The organism is Hyphobacterium sp. SN044, assembly GCF_021864465.1.
Classification (GTDB): Bacteria; Pseudomonadota; Alphaproteobacteria; order Caulobacterales; family Maricaulaceae; genus Hyphobacterium.
Genome location: NZ_JAKKUV010000001.1, coordinates 410,570 through 430,035 on the forward strand (window position 1 = coordinate 410,570; position 19,466 = coordinate 430,035).

The window sequence follows — 19,466 nt, forward strand, 5'->3', positions numbered from 1 at the left end:
CCGATAATGACGGCCCAGCTCATATCCGCGGCGGCTCCGGTCCTCGCTGAACTCGGACAGTTCGGCGACTGGCTCGGCTCTGACGAATTCCGCACCGATGCGGGGGCGGCCGTGCGCCTGTACTGGGCCATCCTGTCGGGCCTGACCGCCTATTCCGCCATTGCCATCTTCCTGTCGTCGATCGATGACGCCTTCATCGACCTCTACTACTGGATCTACCGGGCCCAGCGCCTGGTCACACGTCCCTTCCGCAAGGTGCCCAGCCTGAAGAAGCTGCACGCCCTGCCACAGAAGCGCTTTGCCGTCATGGTGCCCGCCTGGCAGGAGAGCGACGTCATCGCGCGCATGCTCGTCCACACGCTGAAGACGATGGACTATGCGCAATACGACATTTTCGTCGGTACCTATCCGAACGACCCGGACACGATTGCCGAGGTCGACCGTGTCGCGCGCCAGTATCCCCAGGTGATCCGCGCCAGCGTCGGTCATGCCGGCCCGACCTCGAAGGCGGACTGCCTCAACTGGGTGATCGCCAACATCACCAAGGTCGAGGACGAGCGCGGCCAGAAGTATGACGCCATCCTGATGCAGGACTCGGAGGACGTGATCCATCCACTCTCCTTCAAGCTGGTGAATGCGTATCTCGACCGCGCCGACATGCTGCAGCTGCCGGTCCTGTCCATGCCGCGCAAATGGACCGCGCTCGTGGCCTGCCACTACATGGACGAGTTCGCCGAGTGGCACACCAAGGACCTGCCCGTGCGTGCCAGCATGACCGGCCAGGTGCCCTCCGCTGGCGTGGCGAGCGCGTTCTCCCGCCACGCGATCCAGCTTCTGTGCGACGAGCGCGACAACCAGCCCTTCAACACGGACTCCCTGACCGAGGACTATGATATCGGCCAGCGCCTCTACGAAGCCGGCTTCAAGTCCGAATTCGTGCGCTACCGCGCGAAGACGGCGGTCGCCGAGCGCAAGGCGCGCTTCCGCCCGGGCATGGTCACGAAGTACAAGCGCCAGCTGATCGCGACGCGCGAATTCTTCCCCGACAAGGCCAAGTTCTCGATCCGCCAGAAATCGCGCTGGATGCTCGGCATTTCCTTCATGGGCTGGAAGCAGCTGGGCTGGGTCGGTCCCGCCGCCCACCGCTACTTCCTCTACCGCGACCGCAAGGCGATCTGGACCGCGCCGACAGGCATGCTGGCCTATGCCATCGTCTTCCAGTGGCTGCTCTATGCCGCGCTGGTCTCGCTGGTGCCGTCGACGGGCGGACTGCCGCCGCTGATCGACCCGAATTCCTGGCTTTGGACGATCGTGCAGATCAACTTCATCTTCCTGGTGAACCGCGTCCTGCACCGGGTCATCTTCACCGGCGCGGCGCACGGCGTGAAATACGCCATCCTGGCGCCCGTCCGGATGGTGATCGCGAACTATATCGGCTTCATGGCCTGCTGGCGGGCCGGGCGCCGCTGGGTGTGGCACGCAATGAGCGGCACGCGCCTGACCTGGGACAAGACCGCCCACGCCTATCCCTCGATGGAGGAGCTTCAGGCCGCCGGCGCGGCGAATGCCGCCAAGGCCCGCCGTCTGGGCGACATCCTCCTGTCCTGGGGCATGGTCGGTGATGCGGAACTGGAAGCCGTCGTGGCCGAGCAGCGCCGTCAATACCGCCCGCTGGGCCTGGCCCTGCTCGACAACACCCTCGTGACCGAGGACGAGCTGGCGACCGCCTTCTCCGACCTGACCGGCCTGCCGCGGATCGATCTCGACCCGCTGAAGACCGAGCCGGCCCTGTTGAAGCGCATCCCGCAGGCGCTCGCCGCGCGCCTGACGGCCTATCCCTATGGCAAGGAGAATGGCTCCATCCATGTCGCCATCGCCGAGCCGATCACCGAAGACCAGCGCGCCATGCTGGAAAAGGCGGCCGGCAAGCCGATCAAGCTCGCCTTCGCGCCCCTGAGCGACGTCGCCTTCGGCATCCGCTTCGGCTGGAACCGCGCCGAACTGGACAGCGATCTGCGCGCCGACCGCGTTCTGTCGCAGATGACGATGCTGGCAGGCGAGGAAAGCGCGACTGTGTGGAAGCACATCCGCCGCCAGTGGACGCGTGCGGGCGATCTCCTCGTCCGGCGCGGCGCGCTCAGCCACGACCAGCTGATGGCCGCGCTCGACCGGATCTACTCGACCGGCGAACGCCTCGGCGACTATCTGCGCCAGAACCGCATCGTGCGCCCGGTCGATATCGCCGCGCTCGACGCCGCCCAACCGAAAACGCCCTTCGGCTTTGTTCATGTCGCCACGCGTCTCGGCTATCTTAAGGATGCCGATCTCGCCGAGGTGGCCGCGAAGCAGCCGGAAATCCTGGAGGACGCGTGATGTCCAAGACGCTGAAACCCCGCCGTCACCGCCGCTTGTTGCTCGCGACCTCCGCGCTGATCTTCGGCCTCGCCGCCTGGCCGGCCGGGGCGGAGCTCGATCCGGCGGAGCTGGAAGCCCTGCGCATCCGCGCTGTGGAACTGGCGAATTCGAACCGGTGCGGCGAAGCCCTGCCGATGCTGGAATCGGTCGCCAATTCCAGCCGCAGTGCGATCGACTGGATGGTCGCTGCTGAGTGCGCGGTCCAGGAAGGACAATCCGAACGCGCCGCCGACGCTTACTGGCAGGCGGTGACCTACCGCGACCAGCTGCCCGAGGCGCAGGCGCTGAATGCCATGCGCGGGCTCGGCTACCAGTCAGAGGCTGCCAGGCAAACGACGCGCGCCCTGATCGGATGGGAAGCGGCCTCGCGCCTGTCGGGTCTCGCCAGCGACCGGCTGATGGCCGCCCGCGCCGCGCGTCTCGACAACCGCCCCGGTCAGGCGATGGCCCGCCTCAACGCGATCGATCCGAACGACCTCAACGATGCGCCGCTTGCCCTCTATTTCGAGGAGAAGGCGCGCTCGATGGCCGACGCCCAGCCCGATGCCGCCGCCCTCTACTGGGAGCGCGCCGTCGCGATCGAGGACGCGCCTTACCGCCAGTACGAGCTCGGCCTGCTCTATGACCGCCTCGACCGCCCGGTCGAAGCGCGCCGCGCCTTCGATGCCGCGCTGGCCGGTGATCCGGACAATGTAACCATCGTCCTCTCCGCCGCCTATGCCGCGCGCCGGGGCGGGCAGGACGCCCGCGCCGCGGAGCTCTTCCGCCGCGCGCTTCGCCTGGACCCGAGCCGCAACGAGGTCCGCGAGGATCTGGGCTATGCGCTGATCGCCGCGGGCGACCGCCAGGGTGCGGCCGGGGCCTTCCGCGCCGCCATCGATAATGGGGCGGGGCAGGGTGAGGCGGACGAAACCCATCTCTACCGTCTGCGCCGCGAGATCGAGCAGCTGGAACGCTCGACCTATGGCTATGCCTTTGCCGGCTACCGCTCGGAGCAAGCCATCCCGAACCCGCTGCAGCAGGGCGCGTCGGAAACCCAGATCGGCGCGGAAGCCGGCTGGCGGCCGGACGCGCTGCGCGACCTGGGCGGCGGTGTCACGATTTACGGGCGGGGTTATGTCTCGACCGAACCGGGCACGTTCGACCTCAACGAGGACACGCTGCAATTCGGCGCGGGCGCGCGCTGGCGGCCCTTCCGGGACCACGACTTCAATGTCAGCGCCGAACGCCTGATCGCCGGGGGCGACCTCGCCCGCGATGCCTGGCTTCTGCGCGCCTCATACGGATGGACGGACGGCTATGACTGGAACCCGTCACGGGACAGCTGGAACTACACGGCGCTCTACGCCGATGTCAGCTACATCCCCGACAGTCCGGAATTCCTCTCCGCCTATGCCTCGGCCCGCCAGGGCCGCCGCTTCCGCATCGCCGACCGCTGGGCGGTGACGCCCTATGTCGTCGCAGTGGCGCAGGCGACCGATGACAGCTTCACCACGCGCGAGCGCTTCGAGGCCGGGCCGGGCGTGTCCTTCAGCTACTGGTTCGACGAGGACCGCTACACCGCCCCGCGCAAGCGCGTCGATTTCGAGCTGGAATACCGGGAAAGCCTCGCCGGCGATGGCGACGACGCGGTCATCGGCCGGGTGGTGTGGAGTTTTTAGTTTGCGCTCAATATGCTTCTTTATGCAGCGATTGCCGCCTCGATGCGATTATTGTTTTCAATCTGATGCTTGATAACGGACTCTGATACGTGAAATCGCTCCGAGATTGACGAAACGTCATGTTTGTCCTCCAGCATCGACTTTACTTCGGTGCTTGGAGCAAGGAATTCAGCGGCAAACGCACGGCCTGCAGCTTGGCGGTATGCAGAGGTTGCATCATTCACGATCGAAATATCGCTTTCAGGGAAACAAATCGCGTCGCCAATTGCTCTTGCCAAAGCAAATAGGTGAGAGCTTTGAGCTTCGCCTGACCGCCCGCGATCGCGAACATGAACTTTGATGCTGTCGCTCGCTTCGGTCCGCAGAGCTTTCACACCTTCGACACTTGGGGCAAGCGCGAATGAGCGATAACTTCCAAATTTTGAAGCCAAACTTTTAAAATTATCGAATTCGGCATGTTCAGGCATCCCAAGGGCGCGGCGGGCCATATGAGCGAGCTTGTATCCCTTACTCCAAGCGGGTCCGCTCTGTGGATTATAATTTCTGTTCAGCTGATCCGAAATCCGTCGAAGCTCGCGAAGCTTATAACGCGTGCTTGTGTCGGTGTTCATTCGCTGCACCCATTCAAGTAGTTTTTCGCGATCAACACCAATTGATCCAGATAAAGCCTCAACCAATGATTCTCCTGAAAAAAATGATTCAAATTTTTCAATCATTTCAGCGGCTGCATCATCAATTTGATATGGGTCGAGGCCGAGCGCGCCTGCTGCGAGGCAAAAATCTCTTTCACCATTGACTTCGCTATTTTTGATGCGCCTCCACCTTTGAGAAAGGCTGGTCGACGTCAGACCGGAATCTTTAAGCCTCGAAATCACCTCTTCAACAAAACTATTCAAAAACGAAATGCCGTCCTCAATTCCTATGGCGTCATGTGCAGAGTTCAGAAACTTTATCTTAGAATCATTATATCTGATGCTTCGCGCATTGATATAAAGCATCTCCCCATCGGTGTGCATGGACATGTTGGGTACAATATACCCGCTCCTAAAATTCAATATTGACACCCCGCCATCGCGAGAGCCTAACAATTTCCACCATTCATGCACTAGGCCGTCTGCAATGCCGTAGATCGGTATGCAGATTCGTTCGAAAATAGATCCTTCAGATAGGTGTTCAGTGACATTTACGTCATTGATTTCAAGCAATAGGTTGCATACAGTATTGCGTTCTTCGGGGGCCCTATTGCTCTGCTCCTCGATCCATTGAATATTTTTATTAATCATGTTTGAATGACTCTACTGGCCAACCTTTATATTCACCCGAGGCCGTATTGATGCAACGACCCTCCCACTTTTGCCCATTCTCGTCAGTATGCCAAATGTGGCGTGGGTAGTCTTGATCGCCCTCGACGTATCTAAACGCTCCTGAAAGGAGCGCGGATTGTACCCAACTTGTCGCAATTTTCCTTTCTGCTTCCGTGGTCAGTGGGCAAATTGTCGTAAGCTGCTTCTTCGGTCGACTTGCGGCTCCGGTATGATCCACTCTGACGCAAGGTAAGCCATTCCACCAGCGATTGGCCTTGTGCTCGCAACTGCCCACATAGTCAGCTGCTGCGGCTTGCTCAGGCGTCAATCGGTCTGGCTTTTTTTGTTGTCTGGGACGAGGCATCAGTACCAGTAGTCAATCGGCGTCGTGAGTATCCCGAACGGAGACAACTTGTCTAGCCGTCACCTGGCAACTCTGACCAATACGCCCGGACGCCGAGCTGGCGGAAGACGAGGTCCCAGTAGTCGCGCAGCGGGCCGGCCTGATCGGCCTCCCACCCGGCGCGGGGGATGAGGCGGATTTCGAGCGTCACGCCCATCAGCCCGTCGCCATGCTGCGCCTCGAGCGCCTGGGCGACCTCGACCGGGTCGGGCAGCCGCTCCTCGATCGAACCGCGGCCGCGGCCATAGACGGTGAAGATCTCCGAATTCTGCAACATGTCCGAGACGAGGACGATGTGACGCCCCGGCACGGACCGGTCGAAGCTGTCTTCGTGCGTCAGGCCGGCCAGCGCCTCGAGGATCGGGCTTTGCGGCGCATCCTTCGGCGTCACGAGGTCGGAGAGAGCGGTCTGCAGCGGCCCGGCGAACAGCGCCTCATAGCGCGCCTGGATGCGCTCCGGATTGCGGTAGAGCGGGTTCACCTGCTCGCCGCTGCCCGGATTGCACAGCGAGAAATTGTTGGTGTCGGAGAGATTGCCGTTCTCGTTGAGCTCGAACAGGGACAGGCGTTCACCGACGCCCAGCCGGTCGCGCTCATTCAGGATCACGCCGGCAATCGCCTCGGCCTGGTCCATGGAATAGAGGTCGGTCTTGTCGATGATCACCACGCGGTGGGGCGGGGTGACGCCCACGACGCACAGCGTGTCGCGATCGTATTCTTCCGGCTGCAGCGACATGGCGAGATAGCTGATCCCGCCCAGGATGCCGAGCACGATGATGATGTTGAAGATACCGAGTGCGTCACGTCCCGACATGGCAGGCCCCCCTTGGTCGCTGCGGCGTCAGCCTAGACGGTTGGGATGGCCGCGTCAGCGGCCGATCCGCTCCCGTTCGCTGAGGTCGTTGGCCATCTCCATCAGGAGGTCTTCGGCCTCTGCGACCTGTTCCGGCGTCGCCAGACGGCCCGATGCGGCCTTCTTCAGCGTGCGGTTCAGCTCACGCGCCGACTTCTCGGCATTGCGCTGGACCACGCCATAACCCGGCAGGGCGTCGTCAAAAGTGCGGCCCTTGAAGGCGGCGATCGCCGCGAAGGTCAGGCCGAGCGTGAGCAGGAGATAGGCTTCCAGCGTCTGTAGGCCGAACGGGTTCTCGAACATGTGCGGCAGCGGGGCGAGGATGGCGCCCGTAATGTCCGCTCCGCCGAGCGCCAGCGTTGCGGCGTTCAGTTCCAGGAGGTCGCGATAGTGCGCCGCGGCCAGGTTCAGGACCACGATGAAGGCGATGGCGATCGGCAGGCCGATGGCGGCCGGCACGAAGAACCACAGCTTCTTCGGGTTCATCAGGTGACGCAGGCACAGGAAGCCGATCAGGAAGAAGCTGGCGATGACATTGGTGAAGGACACCGTGATCGCCTGCAGCCAGCCGCCGAGGAGGCCGAGGTCCGAGCCGGTCGAGAAAAAGTAGGCATTCGCCAGACCCTCGAACAGGACGAGGCCCGCGAGGATGGAGAAGTGCAGGACGTGGCTTTCCGGATAGATGGCCGCGCGCTCGATCCCTTTCGGCGTCTTCGCCGGATCGGCGTTCGCCGCCGGGGCGTCGAAGGCCCAGCCATGCGTTGCGCGGAACAGTTTCAGATTGGCGAAGGCGCGGTTGGCGCGGGCGATCGCGAATTGCAGATCATAGTCGCGCTGTTGGCCCTTGGTGCCGCGGGAGACGGAAAAACGCGAGCGGTTTTCCTGCTGCGGCTCTCCTTCACGGAGATATTGCCGGCTCCCGAAATCTTCGATGTTTGCAGCCATTTTGCCCCTCGCTTTTCAAAAGGTCAGTCAGCCCCGCCGCTTTCGCAGCCATTCATGGTTAAGAAGCAAATGTGGCGAATTGGGGCGGTACATGAGTCCATTTCTGGATCATCCCGGACCATTTCGGGATGGAGATTGACAGGAAGCATTCATGTTTCATCTCCTGCTTCACGCTTGAACGACACCTGAACGGGGAGGGGAGGCATGTCCGATCGCCACACGACGCGGCGCAGAATGCTGCAGGGACTGGCCGTGGGGGCGGCGGGGCTCGCCGCCGGACGCGCCGGAGCGCAGGAACAATCCGCGCCGCAATCGATCCCGGGGGCGCTGGGCGCCGAATCGCCGGCCGCTGAGGCCGCCGCGATTTCTCCGGACACGATTGCCAACGCCGAACGCCTGTTCGCTGTGCGCTATACCGACGAAGAGCGCGCGATGATGGTCGAGGAAATCGACCAGTGGATCGACCGCATGGTCCGCCTCCGCCAGGTCGACAAGCCGAACACGCTCGCCCCCGCCACCATCTTCGATCCGCGCCTGCCGGGCATCGCCTATCGTGAACAGGGCAATACGGTGACCGCATCCGGCCGCGCGGCGGGATCTTTGCCGGGTAATGACACCGACATCGCCTTCGCCCCGGTCTGGAAACAGGCCGAGTGGATCCGCTCCCGCCAGATCACATCCCGCCGCCTGACCGACATCTATCTGGCGCGCATCGCGCAGCACGGTCCGCGCCTCGAATGTTTCGTCACCGTCACCGCCGATATCGCACGGCGCGAGGCCGATGCCGCAGACGCGGAGATCGCCGCCGGGCGCTATCGCGGCCCGCTGCACGGCATTCCCTATGGCATGAAGGACATTATCGACGTCGCCGGCGTGCGCGGCACCTGGGGCGCGACCCCCTGGCGCGACCGCATCGCCGAACACGACGCCGTCGTGACGACGCGCCTGCGCGAGGCCGGAGCGGTCCTCCTCGGCAAGACCACGAATGGCGCCATTGCCTATGGCGACCGCTGGTTCGGCGGCATCACCCGCAACCCGTTCAACACCGATGAAGGCTCGTCGGGCTCCAGCGCCGGCTCCGCCTCGGCCACGGCCGCCGCGCTCGTCGGCTTCGGCATCGGGACCGAGACGCTCGGCTCCATCGTCTCGCCCTCGCACCGCTGCGGCACGACCGGCCTCAGACCCACTTTCGGCCGCGTGCCGCGCGAGGGCGCGATGGCGCTGTGCTGGTCGCTCGACAAGGTCGGCCCGCTCTGCCGCTCGGCGGAGGACACGGCCTTCGTCCTCGCCGCGATCAACGGCCTTAACGCCACCGAGCCCGGCTCGCTGGGCCATGGCTTCGATTGCAATGCCGGACGCGACGTGCGCGGCATGCGTGTCGGCTACAACCCGCAATGGTTCGAGAACGCCGCCGACCCGGACCGCGCCGCTTTGCAGGCCGCCCGCGATGCCGGCGTCGAACTCGTCGAGGTCTCGATGCCGGACCTGCCCTATGACGCACTGTTCGCCGTCGTCGAGGCGGAATCGGCCGCCGCCTTCGAACAGCTCACGCTGAGCAATGAGGATGACAGCCTCGTCTGGCAGGACGCCGCAGCCTGGCCGAACACCTGGCGCCGGGCGCGCTTCATCTCGGCGGTCGACATGGTCAATGTCGACAGGCTGCGCCGTCAGGTCATGACCGCCGCGCACGACATGTTCTCGAATGTCGACGCGGTGATCGGCCCGAACTTCGCGGGCGCGATGCTGGTGATCACCAACTTCACCGGCCATCCCTGCCTCGCTTTCCGGTCCGGCTTCGTGAACCAGCGCACGCGGACCATCTTCGGCAGCACGGCCAACGAGGACGCGACCGAATACCGTGTGCCCTATGCCTCGACGCTCTGGGCGCCGCTGTTCGAGGAAGGCAATCTCGTCGCGCTCGGCCGTGCGATCGAGGAGCGTCTCGGCGTTGCCGACGAACGGCCGGAGGCTTTCGCATGAGGCTCGACGGTCACGTCTTCTACGACTGCGCCACCGCACCGAGTCCGCGCCGCTCGCGCATCTTCATTGCCGAGAAGGGGATCGAGGTCGAAACCGTCCAGGTTGACCTGAAAAATGGCGAGCACCTTCAGCCACCATACCGGAAACTCAATCCGCGTTGCACCGTCCCTGCGCTGAAGCTTCCGGACGGCACCGTGCTCGGCGATACGTCCTCGATCGCGCGCTATCTGGAAGAGGTCTGCCCCGAGCCGCCGCTCATGGGGCGCACGCCGGTGGAAAAAGCCCTTGTGGCGGAATGGAATGCGCGCGCCGAGATGGAAGGTCTCTGGGCCGCCGCCGACGCGCTGCGGAACTCCAGTCCGGCGCTGAAGGGGCGCGCCCTGCCGGGGCCGGAGGGCTATGAGCAGATCCCGGCGCTCGCCGAGCGGGGTCTGAAGCGCATGGCGGTTTTCATGTCCGTACTCGATACTCGATTGCAGGACGTGCCCTGGCTGGCGGGTGACGCCTTTTCCAACGCCGATATCACCGCCTTCATCTTTGTCGAGTTCGCAGCCTGGGTGAAAATCCGCCCGGAATCAGACATGTCGGCGCTGCGCGAATGGCATCAGGCTATCAGGGCAAGGCCGAGCGCCTCGGCCTGACCCCGGGAAAAGTGTGTCGTTCTCGCAACAAATTTCGGAAAACCATGTGACGGGCCGGGAAACAGGTGCTTCCGAGGGGGTTTGGACCGGGGATACCCCTTCTTTGAAACAGCACTTTGCGGCATGTTCCTTCCCAAGGTCCGGAAAAGGGCCGCATCAGAACTCGGCCACAGGCCGGGAACCGGGAGGACAGTTAAGATGAACATCCGCGTTACGCGCGCAGCGCTGCTGGCTGCTGCCTCGTCTGCCGTTCTTATGGCCCCGAGCGCTTTCGCTCAGGAAACCGAGACGCAGACCCGTTCCACCGTCGACACCATCGTCGTGACCGCCCAGAAGCGTGAGCAGGGCATCCAGGACGTTCCGATTGCCGTGACGGCCTTCACCGCCGAACTGCTGCAGAACTCCGGCGTCCGCGACATCAAGGACCTCACGGTTCTCGCGCCGGGCCTCAACGTCACCTCGACCTCCAACGAGTATTCGACCACGGCGCGTATCCGCGGCGTTGGTACGGTCGGTGACAACCCGGGTCTGGAAAGCTCGGTCGGCATCGTGATCGACGGCGTGCCGCGCGCCCGTAACGGCGTCAGCTTCGGCGACCTCGGCGAGATCGAGCGCATCGAAGTGCTGCGTGGTCCGCAGGGCACGCTGTTCGGAGCGAACACCTCCGCGGGTCTGATCAACATCGTCACGGCCGATCCGGAATTCGAATACGGCTACAATCTCGAAGCCGGCTACATCACGGGCGGCGCCGACGGCTATCGCCTGGCGGGCAGCGTCACCGGCCCGATCGTCGACGACTTCCTCGCCGTCCGCCTCTATGCCGCACGCGGCAACCGCGATGGCTTCCTGGACGTCCAGACCTTCGGCGGTCCGCGCACCTATGCCGAGGACAACGACCAGGACTTCGTGACCTTCCGCGGCCAGGCGCTGTTCAATCTCGGCACGCGCGGTGAATTCCAGCTGACGGCCGACGTCACCAATCGCGACGAGAATTGCTGCGGCGCGCCCAGCCTCGTGTCCGGCCCGACCTCGCTTGCCCTTAACGCGCTGGTCCCGGGTTCGCGCCCGACGCCGGGCAATGAGGCGCCGTTCTCGCGCGTCGTCCAGGCCAACCGCGACACCACGCAGGACGTGACCGACGGCGGCTTCCAGGCCGAATTCACCTATGATTTCGATAATTTCGAACTCGTGGCGATCGGCTCGGTCAGGGATTACTCGCTGATCACCGGTCAGGACACCGACTTCACCGGCGCCGACGTCGTCTATCGCGACCCGACCCGCAACTCCTTCGACTTCGGAAACGCCACCGCCGAGCTGCGCCTGCAGGGCACCGCCGGCAATTTCGACTGGATGGTCGGCGGCTTCTATAGCCAGGAAGACCTGACCCGCCGCGACGCCATCCAGTACGGCGTGCATTTCGAGCCCTATCTCGGCCTGCTGGGCGGTTCGCCGACCCTCGTGACGACCCTGGCCAACGGCCTCGGCGGTGCCTTCATCCCGGGCTATACCCCGCTCGCTCCGGGCCAGGGTGCTCCGGCCGGCGGCGGCAACAATCTGGGTGACACCTACGAACAGGAAGCCAGCACCTTCGCTCTGTTCACGCACAACACCTGGGCGGTTGGCGAAAATACCGACCTGACCTTCGGTGTCCGCTGGACCGACACGACGAAGGACGCCCGCGCGGACTTCTCGCCCTCCAATGTTCCGGCGTGCGATGTCTGGGAAGCGGTGTTCGGCGAAGCGCTCGATTTCACCACGGCGCAGAACCAGGCCATCCTGGCCGGCTTCTCGCAAGCCTCGCAGGTGCCGGTCGCCAGCCTCATCCAGTTCGGTACCTTCACCTGTCTGCCGGGCGCGCGGGATGTCTACTCGAACATCAATTTCGACCAGTCGCGTTCGGAAAGCGAACTGACCGGGATCCTCTCCCTGTCGCACCGCTTCAACGACGACTTCCTGATGTACGGTACGTATTCGCGCGGCTACAAGGCGGGCGGCTTCAACCTCGACCGTTTCGACCAGGCAGGTGCCCAGCGCGTTGACTTCCAGTCCATCCTGAACGGCAACGCGGTATATCCCGCGCAGTTCGAGCCGGAACTGGTCGACAGCTTCGAGCTTGGCTTCAAGACCGAAGCCTTCAACGACACGCTGCTGGCCAACCTCTACCTGTTCTACTCCGACTTCGAGACCTTCCAGCTCAACACCTTCAACGGCATCGCCTTCTTCGTGACCTCGCTCAACGAAGGCGCGACGACCCGCGGTGCGGAACTGGAACTGCTCTGGCTGCCGACCGACAACCTGACCCTTCAGGGCGGCGTGACCTATGCCGACGCGCAGTACAATGACTTCGCGGCGACCGGCACGCCGGACGTGGACCGCCTGTCGGGCGCCACGATGTCGCTGGCTCCGGAATGGTACACCTCGGGTGCGATCACCTACCGTGCGCCGCTGGGCGGCAACATGGAGTGGCTGGCCCACCTCGATGGCCGCTACGTTTCCGAGCAGAACACCGGTTCGGACCTTGACCCGGAGAAGATCCAGGAAGGCTACACCGTCCTCAACGCCCGCCTCGGCGTCGGCGCGCAGGACGAAAGCTGGGCTCTGGAACTGTGGGCGCGGAACCTCACCGACGAGGATTACATCCAGGTCGGCTTCGACGGTCCGTTCCAGCCGGGTTCGTTCAACGCCTTCCTCGGTGCCCCGCGCACCTGGGGCGTGACGCTTCGGGCACGCCGCTAGGCGGGGGGACGCCAAACGGCATGGAAAGGCCGGGGCGGCAACGCCCCGGCCTTTTCTTTTCCACAATCACTGGATACCGACGGCGAAACTTCCTATTTCGGGGCGTGAACCGGCAGGGCGGTCTATGGCGAAGCAATTGCCCATCTTCAGCGAACGTGTCTGGCGCATCATCGGCGCCGGACTGATTGCGTTCGTGCTCGTGGGCGTGATCGGCATCCACTTCTCCGGCGTGTCGGCGGGGCGGCTCGAACGCCAGTTGCTCGACCATGCCGACGACGCACTCGCCGGCCGCGAACATGCCTGGGCGCATGTGCGCATGGATGGCCAGCGGGCGATTCTCGAAGGCCGCGCACCGAGCGAAGCCGCGCGGCTTGATGCCGTGTCGGCCGCGCTGCGCTCGACCTGGTCGGGCGGCGAGGTGGCGGGCGGGGTCACCCGCGTGATCGACCTGACGACACGGACCGATTTCGAAGCCGTCTTCGCTTTCCGCGCGACGGCGTCCAATGGACGGATCACCATTCTCGGCGATGCCGCGAGCGAGCGCGCCGTGCGGTCCATCACGGATTATGCCCGCCAGCTCTTCCCGGCAGGCCAGGAAATCTCGCTGACCGTCACGAATGACGGGTCCGCGCCGGCCAATGACTGGGAAACCGCGGCCAAACGCATCATTGCCGAACTCGCGCGCCTCGAACGCGGAACGGGTGTGCTGACCGATCACGAGATCGGACTATTTGGTCATGCCGGCAGCGATCAGACCGCGCGTTCGGTTCTGAACATGTCCGCGGATCTGCCGCCCGGTTTCACGGCCTCGGCCTATCTGGTCGATCGCAACGGACGCACCCATGACGGCATCACCAGCGTCGCGGGTTGCGACGCCGTCGTCCGCGCCGCACGCGCCGACGAATCGATCCGCTTTACACCGGGCCAGGCCGGGCTGACGACGGGTTCGCGCGAGGCTGTGCGCCGCATCGGCGAAATCCTGACCGGCTGCCCGCCCGCGCGGGTGACCGTTTCGGTCCGCGTGACCGGAGATCCGGGCGAAGCCGCGGTCGCGTTGACCGAGGCGCGGGCGCAGGAGGCGATGGACACGCTCGCCGAGGCGGGCCTGTCGCCCGACCGGCTGGCGTGGAATGCGTCCGAAACCCAGGCCGAAATCATCCGGTTCGACATCGTACCGGCGGAAGGAGAATAGAATGCTCTGGCTGATCTGGCAGATGTGGTTCCTGCTCGCGCTTGCGCTCGGGATTGGGGTCGTCATCGGCTGGCGCATCTGGGGTGCGTCGCCGGACGCCGATGGCCGTTCGCTTGCCGCTGCGCGCGACGAGGTCGAGCGTCTGCGCCGCGAGAATGACGACCTGCACCGTTCGCTCGCCATGGCGCGCCGCGACCGCGAGGAGTCTGTGGTCGAGCCGGTCTCCGTCATCGCGGTTCCGAAGGCCGCCGAGCCGGTCGTCGAGCCAGTCCTGGGAGAGGAAGAAGACGATCTGCAGGCGATCAAGGGCCTGGGTCCGAAGGCGGCCAAGGCGCTCAAGGCCGGCGGCGTGGTGCGCTATGCGCAGATCGCCGCATGGTCGGACGAGGACATCGCCCAGTGGGACACCGATCTCGGCGCCCGCGGCCGCATCGTCCGCGATGACTGGGTGGGACAGGCGAAAACGCTGTCGGTCCGCTAGCGCCTAGAGCGGCGGGACATTGTCCAGAACGTCCTGCGAATCATAGACATTCGGTTGGAGCGGGCGAGGTCCGGCCCCGCCGAGCACTTCCAGCGTCACCGTCTCGCGCCGTTCGCTGCCCGGCGAAAAGCTGAGGCCTACACCGACACCCGAAGCCCGAAATCCGCCCGAGCCGAAACTCTGCGCGACACTGACGCCGCCGCGCACCGGGCCATCGCCCGAACCGCGCTGGTCGCGGCTGTCATTGACGACGCGGAACCACGTATAGCCGTTGTCGAGGGTGAGTTCCGCCGCGCGGCGAAGCGCCAGGTCTGCGACGCGCGGGGAGGGCAGGTCGGACCCGCCCGTGAAACTGACGCGCCAGCGATTATTCTCGATCCGCACTTCCCGGTAGCCGGGATCGCGCGCGCTGTCCGCCGGGGCATAGACGCTGGGACTGGCGCAGGCGGCCAGCAGGGCGGTCGAAACGAGAATGGCGAAACGGCGCATGGTTACGCTCCCGGATTTGAGTCCCTCGGCCCAGTATACGCCATTTACGGGTTTTGCGTTCCGGCTTGCTAGATCACGACTGCCGTACCGCTGGCCGAGACCATCAGCATCGAGCCCTGTTCGCCGATCACCTCATAGTCGAGATCGACGCCGACGACGGCGTTTGCGCCGCGCTTCTGGGCCTCTTCCTGCAGTTCCTGCAGGGCAATCTCCCGTGCTTCGCGCAGGGATTTCTCGTACGAGCCGGACCGCCCGCCGACTATGTCGCGAATGCCGGCGAACAGGTCGCGGAACAGGTGTGCGCCGAGAATGGCTTCGCCGGTAACGACGCCCTTGTACTCGCGGATGATCTTGCCTTCGATGCTCGGCGTGGTGGTAACAATCATGGGGAGGTCTCCTTTTCTTATCTGAAAAGGATGCGCCTCCCGATCGTCCACCGGTAGGGGGAAAGCCGGACTAGCTTTCCACCCCGAGACGCCCCAGCAGGGCGAGCGCGCTCTGTGCGATGACCGAGCCGGGACCGAAGACCTCGACCGCGCCCATCTGCTTGAGGACCATCACGTCTTCCGGGGGCACCACGCCTCCGACGACGATGCGGATATCGCTGGCCTCCAGCTTCTGCAGGGCTTCGCGCAGCGCCGGGACCAGCGTCAGGTGGCCGGCGGCGAGCGAAGATGCCGCGACGAAATCCACCTTCGTCTCGACCGCCTGCTGCGCGGCTTCTTCCGGGGTCTGGAACAGCGGCCCGACTTCCACGTCCCAGCCGAGATCGGCGAAGGCGGTCGCGACGACCTTCTGGCCGCGATCATGCCCGTCCTGGCCCATCTTCGCGATCATGATGCGCGGGCGGCGGCCGGTGGCCTTCTCGAATTCTGCCGCAGCGGCGCGTGCGCGGTCGACCGTCTTGTCTGCGCCCGCGGCGGTCAGATAAACGCCCTTCAGCGTACGGATCTCGGCCTTGTGCCGGCCCCAGACCTTCTCCAGCGCAAAGCTGATCTCGCCGACCGTGGCGCGTGACCTGGCGGCGTCCACGGCGAGCGCGAGGAGGTTGCCGTTGCCGCTTTCGGCCGCCTTCGTCAGCGCGCCGAGCGCCGCCTCGGTCGCCGCCTCGTCACGGTCGCGCTTCAGCTCTTCCAGCTTGGCGAGCTGCTCGGTGCGGACCTTGTAATTGTCGACCTTGAGGACCGGCACGTCCTCTTCCTCGTCGAGGCGGAACTTGTTCACGCCGACGATGGTCTGCTGCGCGCTGTCGATCTTCGCCTGCGTCTTCGCGGCAGCTTCCTCGATCCGCAGCTTGGGTGTGCCTTCGGCGATGGCCTTCGCCATGCCGCCGAGCGCATCGACTTCCTCGATATGTTTCAGCGCCTTGGCGGCAAGGTCGTGGGTCAGGCGCTCGATATAGAAACTGCCGCCCCAAGGATCGATCGTATCGGTCAGATGCGCTTCGCTGGCCAGCAGGAGCTGCGTGTTGCGCGCGATCCGGGCGGAGAAATCCGTCGGCAGGGCCAGCGCCTCATCGAGCGAATTGGTGTGCAGCGACTGGGTGTGTCCGTCGACCGCGGCGATGGCCTCCAGCGCCGTGCGCCCGACATTGTTGAACACGTCCTGCGCGGTCAGCGACCAGCCCGACGTCTGGCAATGCGTGCGCAGCGACAGCGACTTGTCGGATTTCGGGTCGAACCGGTCCTTCACCAGCCGCGCCCAGAGGAGACGGGCGGCGCGAAGCTTCGCCACCTCCATGAAGACATTCATGCCGATGCCGAAGAAGAAGGACAGGCGCGGCGCGAAGCGGTCGACATCGAGCCCGGCCTCGATCCCGGCGCGGATGTAATCGAGACCGTCTGCGATCGTGTAGGCCAGTTCCAGGTCGGCCGGCGCTCCGGCCTCCTGCATGTGATAGCCGGAGATCGAGATCGAGTTGAAGCGCGGCATCTTTTCCGCCGTGTAGGCGAAGATGTCGGAGATGATCCGCATCGAGCCTTCGGGCGGATAGATATAGGTGTTCCGCACCATGAACTCTTTGAGGATGTCGTTCTGGATCGTGCCGGAGAGCTGTTCCGGGGCAACGCCCTGCTCCTCCGCCGCGACGATGTAGAGCGCCATGATCGGCAGCACCGCGCCGTTCATCGTCATCGACACGCTCATCTGGTCGAGCGGGATGCCGGCGAAAAGCTCACGCATGTCGAGGATGGAATCGATCGCCACGCCGGCCATGCCGACATCGCCGGTCACGCGTGGATGGTCGCTATCATAGCCGCGGTGCGTGGCGAGGTCGAAAGCCACCGAGAGCCCTTTCTGACCGGCGGCCAGATTGCGACGGTAGAAAGCGTTGGAATCCTTCGCGGTCGAGAAACCGGCATATTGCCGGATCGTCCAGGGCCGCTGGACATACATGGTCGGATAGGGGCCGCGCAAGAAGGGCGCTGCGCCCGGCACGCTGCCCGTGAAGTCGAGACCCGCAACGTCACCTGCGCCATAGGCGGGTGACACCGGAATCTCCTCCGCCGGGATCCAGGCTTCGCCGTTGGACGGGGACGCGGCAGTGATGTCGCCGAGCTCGAGCGTCGTGAAATCGGGATGGCTCATGCCTTCACTCCCAGAATGGCGTGGGCGTCCTGAAGATCGTCCAGACGATCGCTGCGCAGATGGATGTGGCGATCCATGCCGCTGACGCCGTCGATCGGCCGTCCGGCCAGCCAGACCGCCTTCGCCCCGGCCTTTTTAAGTCCTGCGGCCAGTTCACTCGCCTGCGTCTCATAGGCCGCATCCGTACCGCAGATCACGGCGAGAGCGGTGCCACTGTCCTTGAAGGCCGCGACGCATTTGTCTGCGTTCGCGTATGCGGCTGCGCCGCTGACTTCGACCCCGCCGACCGCGAGATGGTTCTGCGCGAAGGTCGCGCGAGCGTTGAATTCCGCGAGCGAACCGAGCGTCGCGAGGAAGGCTTTCGGGCGATGCCCGGCCTTCTTTTCGTGCTTCTCCGCCGCATCACGGAAGGCTTCGAAGGGTGCGGCAAAGCGGACCGGTTCGAACGGAGCGTCATGGCCGATATCGTGGCCGGGCAGGGCCTCGACCGGACGCGAGTGAAGTTCCGGGAAGGCGTTGATCCCGATCAGCGATTCCTTGCCCGAACGATACGCCTTCTCGTGTCCGGCGCGCGCCTCGGCGATTCGCGTGCGGAAGGCGTCGCCATCGACTGCATTACCGTAGCCGCCTTCGCTTTCCAGCGTCTGGAAAAGCGACCAGGCCTGCTGCGCTAGCTCGCGGGTCAGGGTCTCGTGCAGGAAGGAGCCGGCCGCGGGATCGGCGACGCGCCCCAGATGCGATTCCTCCTGCAGCATGATCTGAAGATTGCGCGCGACGCGCTGGGCAAACGGTGTCGGGCGTCCGAGCGCGGCGGTGACCGGGCGGATCGTGATCGCGTCGGCCCCGCCTGCCGCGGCGGCGAAACCGGCAGCCGTCACGCGGATGAGGTTGGTCCACGGATCGCGCCGCGTCATCATCCTGTAGGCGGTGACGGCGTGGATCGGGGTCGCAACGCCGTTGACGCCGAACGCGTCCAGAATCCGTGCCGCCACAATCCGGGCGGCACGCAGCTTCGCGATGGTCAGATGAATGTCCGCGTCGGCTGCGAGGCGCGCTTCGACACCACGCGCAGCCCGGTCCGCATCAACGCCGTGATCGATCAGGTCGCGCATCGCTTCGGCGAGGCCGCACGCCATGCAGGCGACTTCCTGCACCTCGCTGCCGCCCGCATCGAACACCGACCGCGCGTCGACAGCGACAAGGCGCATGTTCGGGAATTGCTTTGCGAATTCAGCCGCATGCGGCGTGGCCGGCGGCAAGCCGAATCCGCCCTTCGTGTCCGGCGCGTGTTTCAGGACCTCGGACAACAAGTGCGCACCGTCGAGGCCGCCCGCCTCGACGTGAACGGGGGCGATCGACAGATCCACGCCTTCGAGCGCTCGGCGAATCTCATCGGCGGATGCCGCTGCGATCCCGTTCGTGCCGTCCTCGTCAAGACGCAGCGAGATTTCAGACACGCCGCCGGCGAGGTCGGCGAGGATGTTCGCATTGGCCCTGGCCGGGTCGGCTTCGCCATGACTCTGGCGGATCGCCCACGGCAGAAACGCGTCGCGTGCCGGGTAGAGCGGGGCGCTGCCCGAAGGACGATCGAAGAAGACCGGGCCGCGCGCGAGTCCGTCCGCGGTCGTGCGCACCAGCGTCCGGTCGAAGTCCGCGCCCTTGAGGGCGCCGAGTGCCAGTTCGCGCCAGTCCCCGGGCGACTGGGCCGGAAATCCCCGTGCCAGTTCGCGGATATCCTCGCTCATCCGTGATCTTTCCCTGAAGCCATGTTGCGGCGCGA

At 64.8% G+C, this 19,466-nt stretch carries 14 protein-coding genes; 7 read left to right on the forward strand and 7 right to left on the reverse strand.

The window, feature by feature from the left end; all coding sequences use genetic code 11:
- Positions 1-6 precede the first annotated feature (6 nt).
- A complete protein-coding gene (locus L5876_RS02110) occupies positions 7-2,373 on the forward strand; it encodes a glycosyl transferase family protein (protein WP_236954433.1) in 2,367 nt (788 codons plus the stop codon).
- A complete protein-coding gene (locus L5876_RS02115; protein ID WP_236954434.1) occupies positions 2,373-4,076 on the forward strand; it encodes a tetratricopeptide repeat protein in 1,704 nt (567 codons plus the stop codon). Before L5876_RS02110 ends, L5876_RS02115 begins: the two co-directional genes overlap by 1 nt.
- Positions 4,077-4,096: 20 nt before the next feature.
- Here L5876_RS02115 and L5876_RS02120 read toward each other — a convergent pair whose 3' ends face one another.
- The 3 genes from L5876_RS02120 to L5876_RS02130 all read right to left on the reverse strand — a co-directional run bounded on the left by L5876_RS02120 (position 4,097) and on the right by L5876_RS02130 (position 7,581).
- Positions 4,097-5,359 carry an ImmA/IrrE family metallo-endopeptidase gene (locus L5876_RS02120; RefSeq protein ID WP_236954435.1) on the reverse strand — a complete coding sequence of 421 codons (1,263 nt, stop codon included), beginning with the start codon at positions 5,357-5,359 and terminating at the stop codon, positions 4,097-4,099.
- A gap of 437 nt (positions 5,360-5,796) precedes the next feature.
- Positions 5,797-6,597, reverse strand: a complete 801-nt coding sequence (locus tag L5876_RS02125) for a hypothetical protein (RefSeq protein ID WP_236954436.1) — start codon at positions 6,595-6,597, stop codon at positions 5,797-5,799.
- Between the two features lie 54 nt (positions 6,598-6,651).
- Complete coding sequence (locus tag L5876_RS02130) at positions 6,652-7,581, reverse strand: hypothetical protein (RefSeq protein ID WP_236954437.1); 930 nt, start codon at positions 7,579-7,581, stop codon at positions 6,652-6,654.
- A gap of 204 nt (positions 7,582-7,785) precedes the next feature.
- On the opposite strand from L5876_RS02130, the gene L5876_RS02135 reads away from it, so the two are divergent.
- The 5 genes from L5876_RS02135 to L5876_RS02155 all read left to right on the forward strand — a co-directional run bounded on the left by L5876_RS02135 (position 7,786) and on the right by L5876_RS02155 (position 14,611).
- Positions 7,786-9,561 (forward strand): amidase, encoded by a 1,776-nt coding sequence (locus tag L5876_RS02135; RefSeq protein WP_236954438.1) that lies wholly within the window; start codon positions 7,786-7,788, stop codon positions 9,559-9,561.
- Positions 9,558-10,202: a glutathione S-transferase family protein gene (locus tag L5876_RS02140; protein WP_236954439.1), complete on the forward strand. Its 645-nt coding sequence runs from the start codon at positions 9,558-9,560 to the stop codon at positions 10,200-10,202. Before L5876_RS02135 ends, L5876_RS02140 begins: the two co-directional genes overlap by 4 nt.
- A 198-nt stretch (positions 10,203-10,400) precedes the next feature.
- Positions 10,401-12,938 (forward strand): TonB-dependent receptor, encoded by a 2,538-nt coding sequence (locus L5876_RS02145; protein WP_236954440.1) that lies wholly within the window; start codon positions 10,401-10,403, stop codon positions 12,936-12,938.
- A 124-nt stretch (positions 12,939-13,062) separates the two neighbouring features.
- Positions 13,063-14,130 carry a hypothetical protein gene (locus tag L5876_RS02150; RefSeq protein ID WP_236954441.1) on the forward strand — a complete coding sequence of 356 codons (1,068 nt, stop codon included), beginning with the start codon at positions 13,063-13,065 and terminating at the stop codon, positions 14,128-14,130.
- Between the two features lies 1 nt (position 14,131).
- Positions 14,132-14,611 (forward strand): hypothetical protein, encoded by a 480-nt coding sequence (locus L5876_RS02155; RefSeq protein WP_236954442.1) that lies wholly within the window; start codon positions 14,132-14,134, stop codon positions 14,609-14,611.
- Positions 14,612-14,614: 3 nt separating this feature from the next.
- Here the strand turns inward: L5876_RS02155 and L5876_RS02160 are convergent, their stop codons facing one another.
- The 4 genes from L5876_RS02160 to L5876_RS02175 form a co-directional block, all read right to left on the reverse strand.
- The gene (locus L5876_RS02160; protein WP_236954443.1) at positions 14,615-15,100 is read right to left on the reverse strand and encodes a hypothetical protein; all 486 of its coding nucleotides are present in this window, start codon (positions 15,098-15,100) and stop codon (positions 14,615-14,617) included.
- Positions 15,101-15,168: 68 nt separating this feature from the next.
- Complete coding sequence (locus L5876_RS02165; protein ID WP_236954444.1) at positions 15,169-15,486, reverse strand: heavy metal-binding domain-containing protein; 318 nt, start codon at positions 15,484-15,486, stop codon at positions 15,169-15,171.
- Positions 15,487-15,556: 70 nt separating this feature from the next.
- Entirely contained in the window at positions 15,557-17,686 is a 2,130-nt protein-coding gene (gene scpA, locus L5876_RS02170) for a methylmalonyl-CoA mutase (protein ID WP_236954445.1), read from the reverse strand.
- Entirely contained in the window at positions 17,683-19,431 is a 1,749-nt protein-coding gene (locus tag L5876_RS02175; protein WP_236954446.1) for a methylmalonyl-CoA mutase family protein, read from the reverse strand. Before L5876_RS02175 ends, scpA begins: the two co-directional genes overlap by 4 nt.
- Between the last annotated feature and the right edge of the window lie 35 nt (positions 19,432-19,466).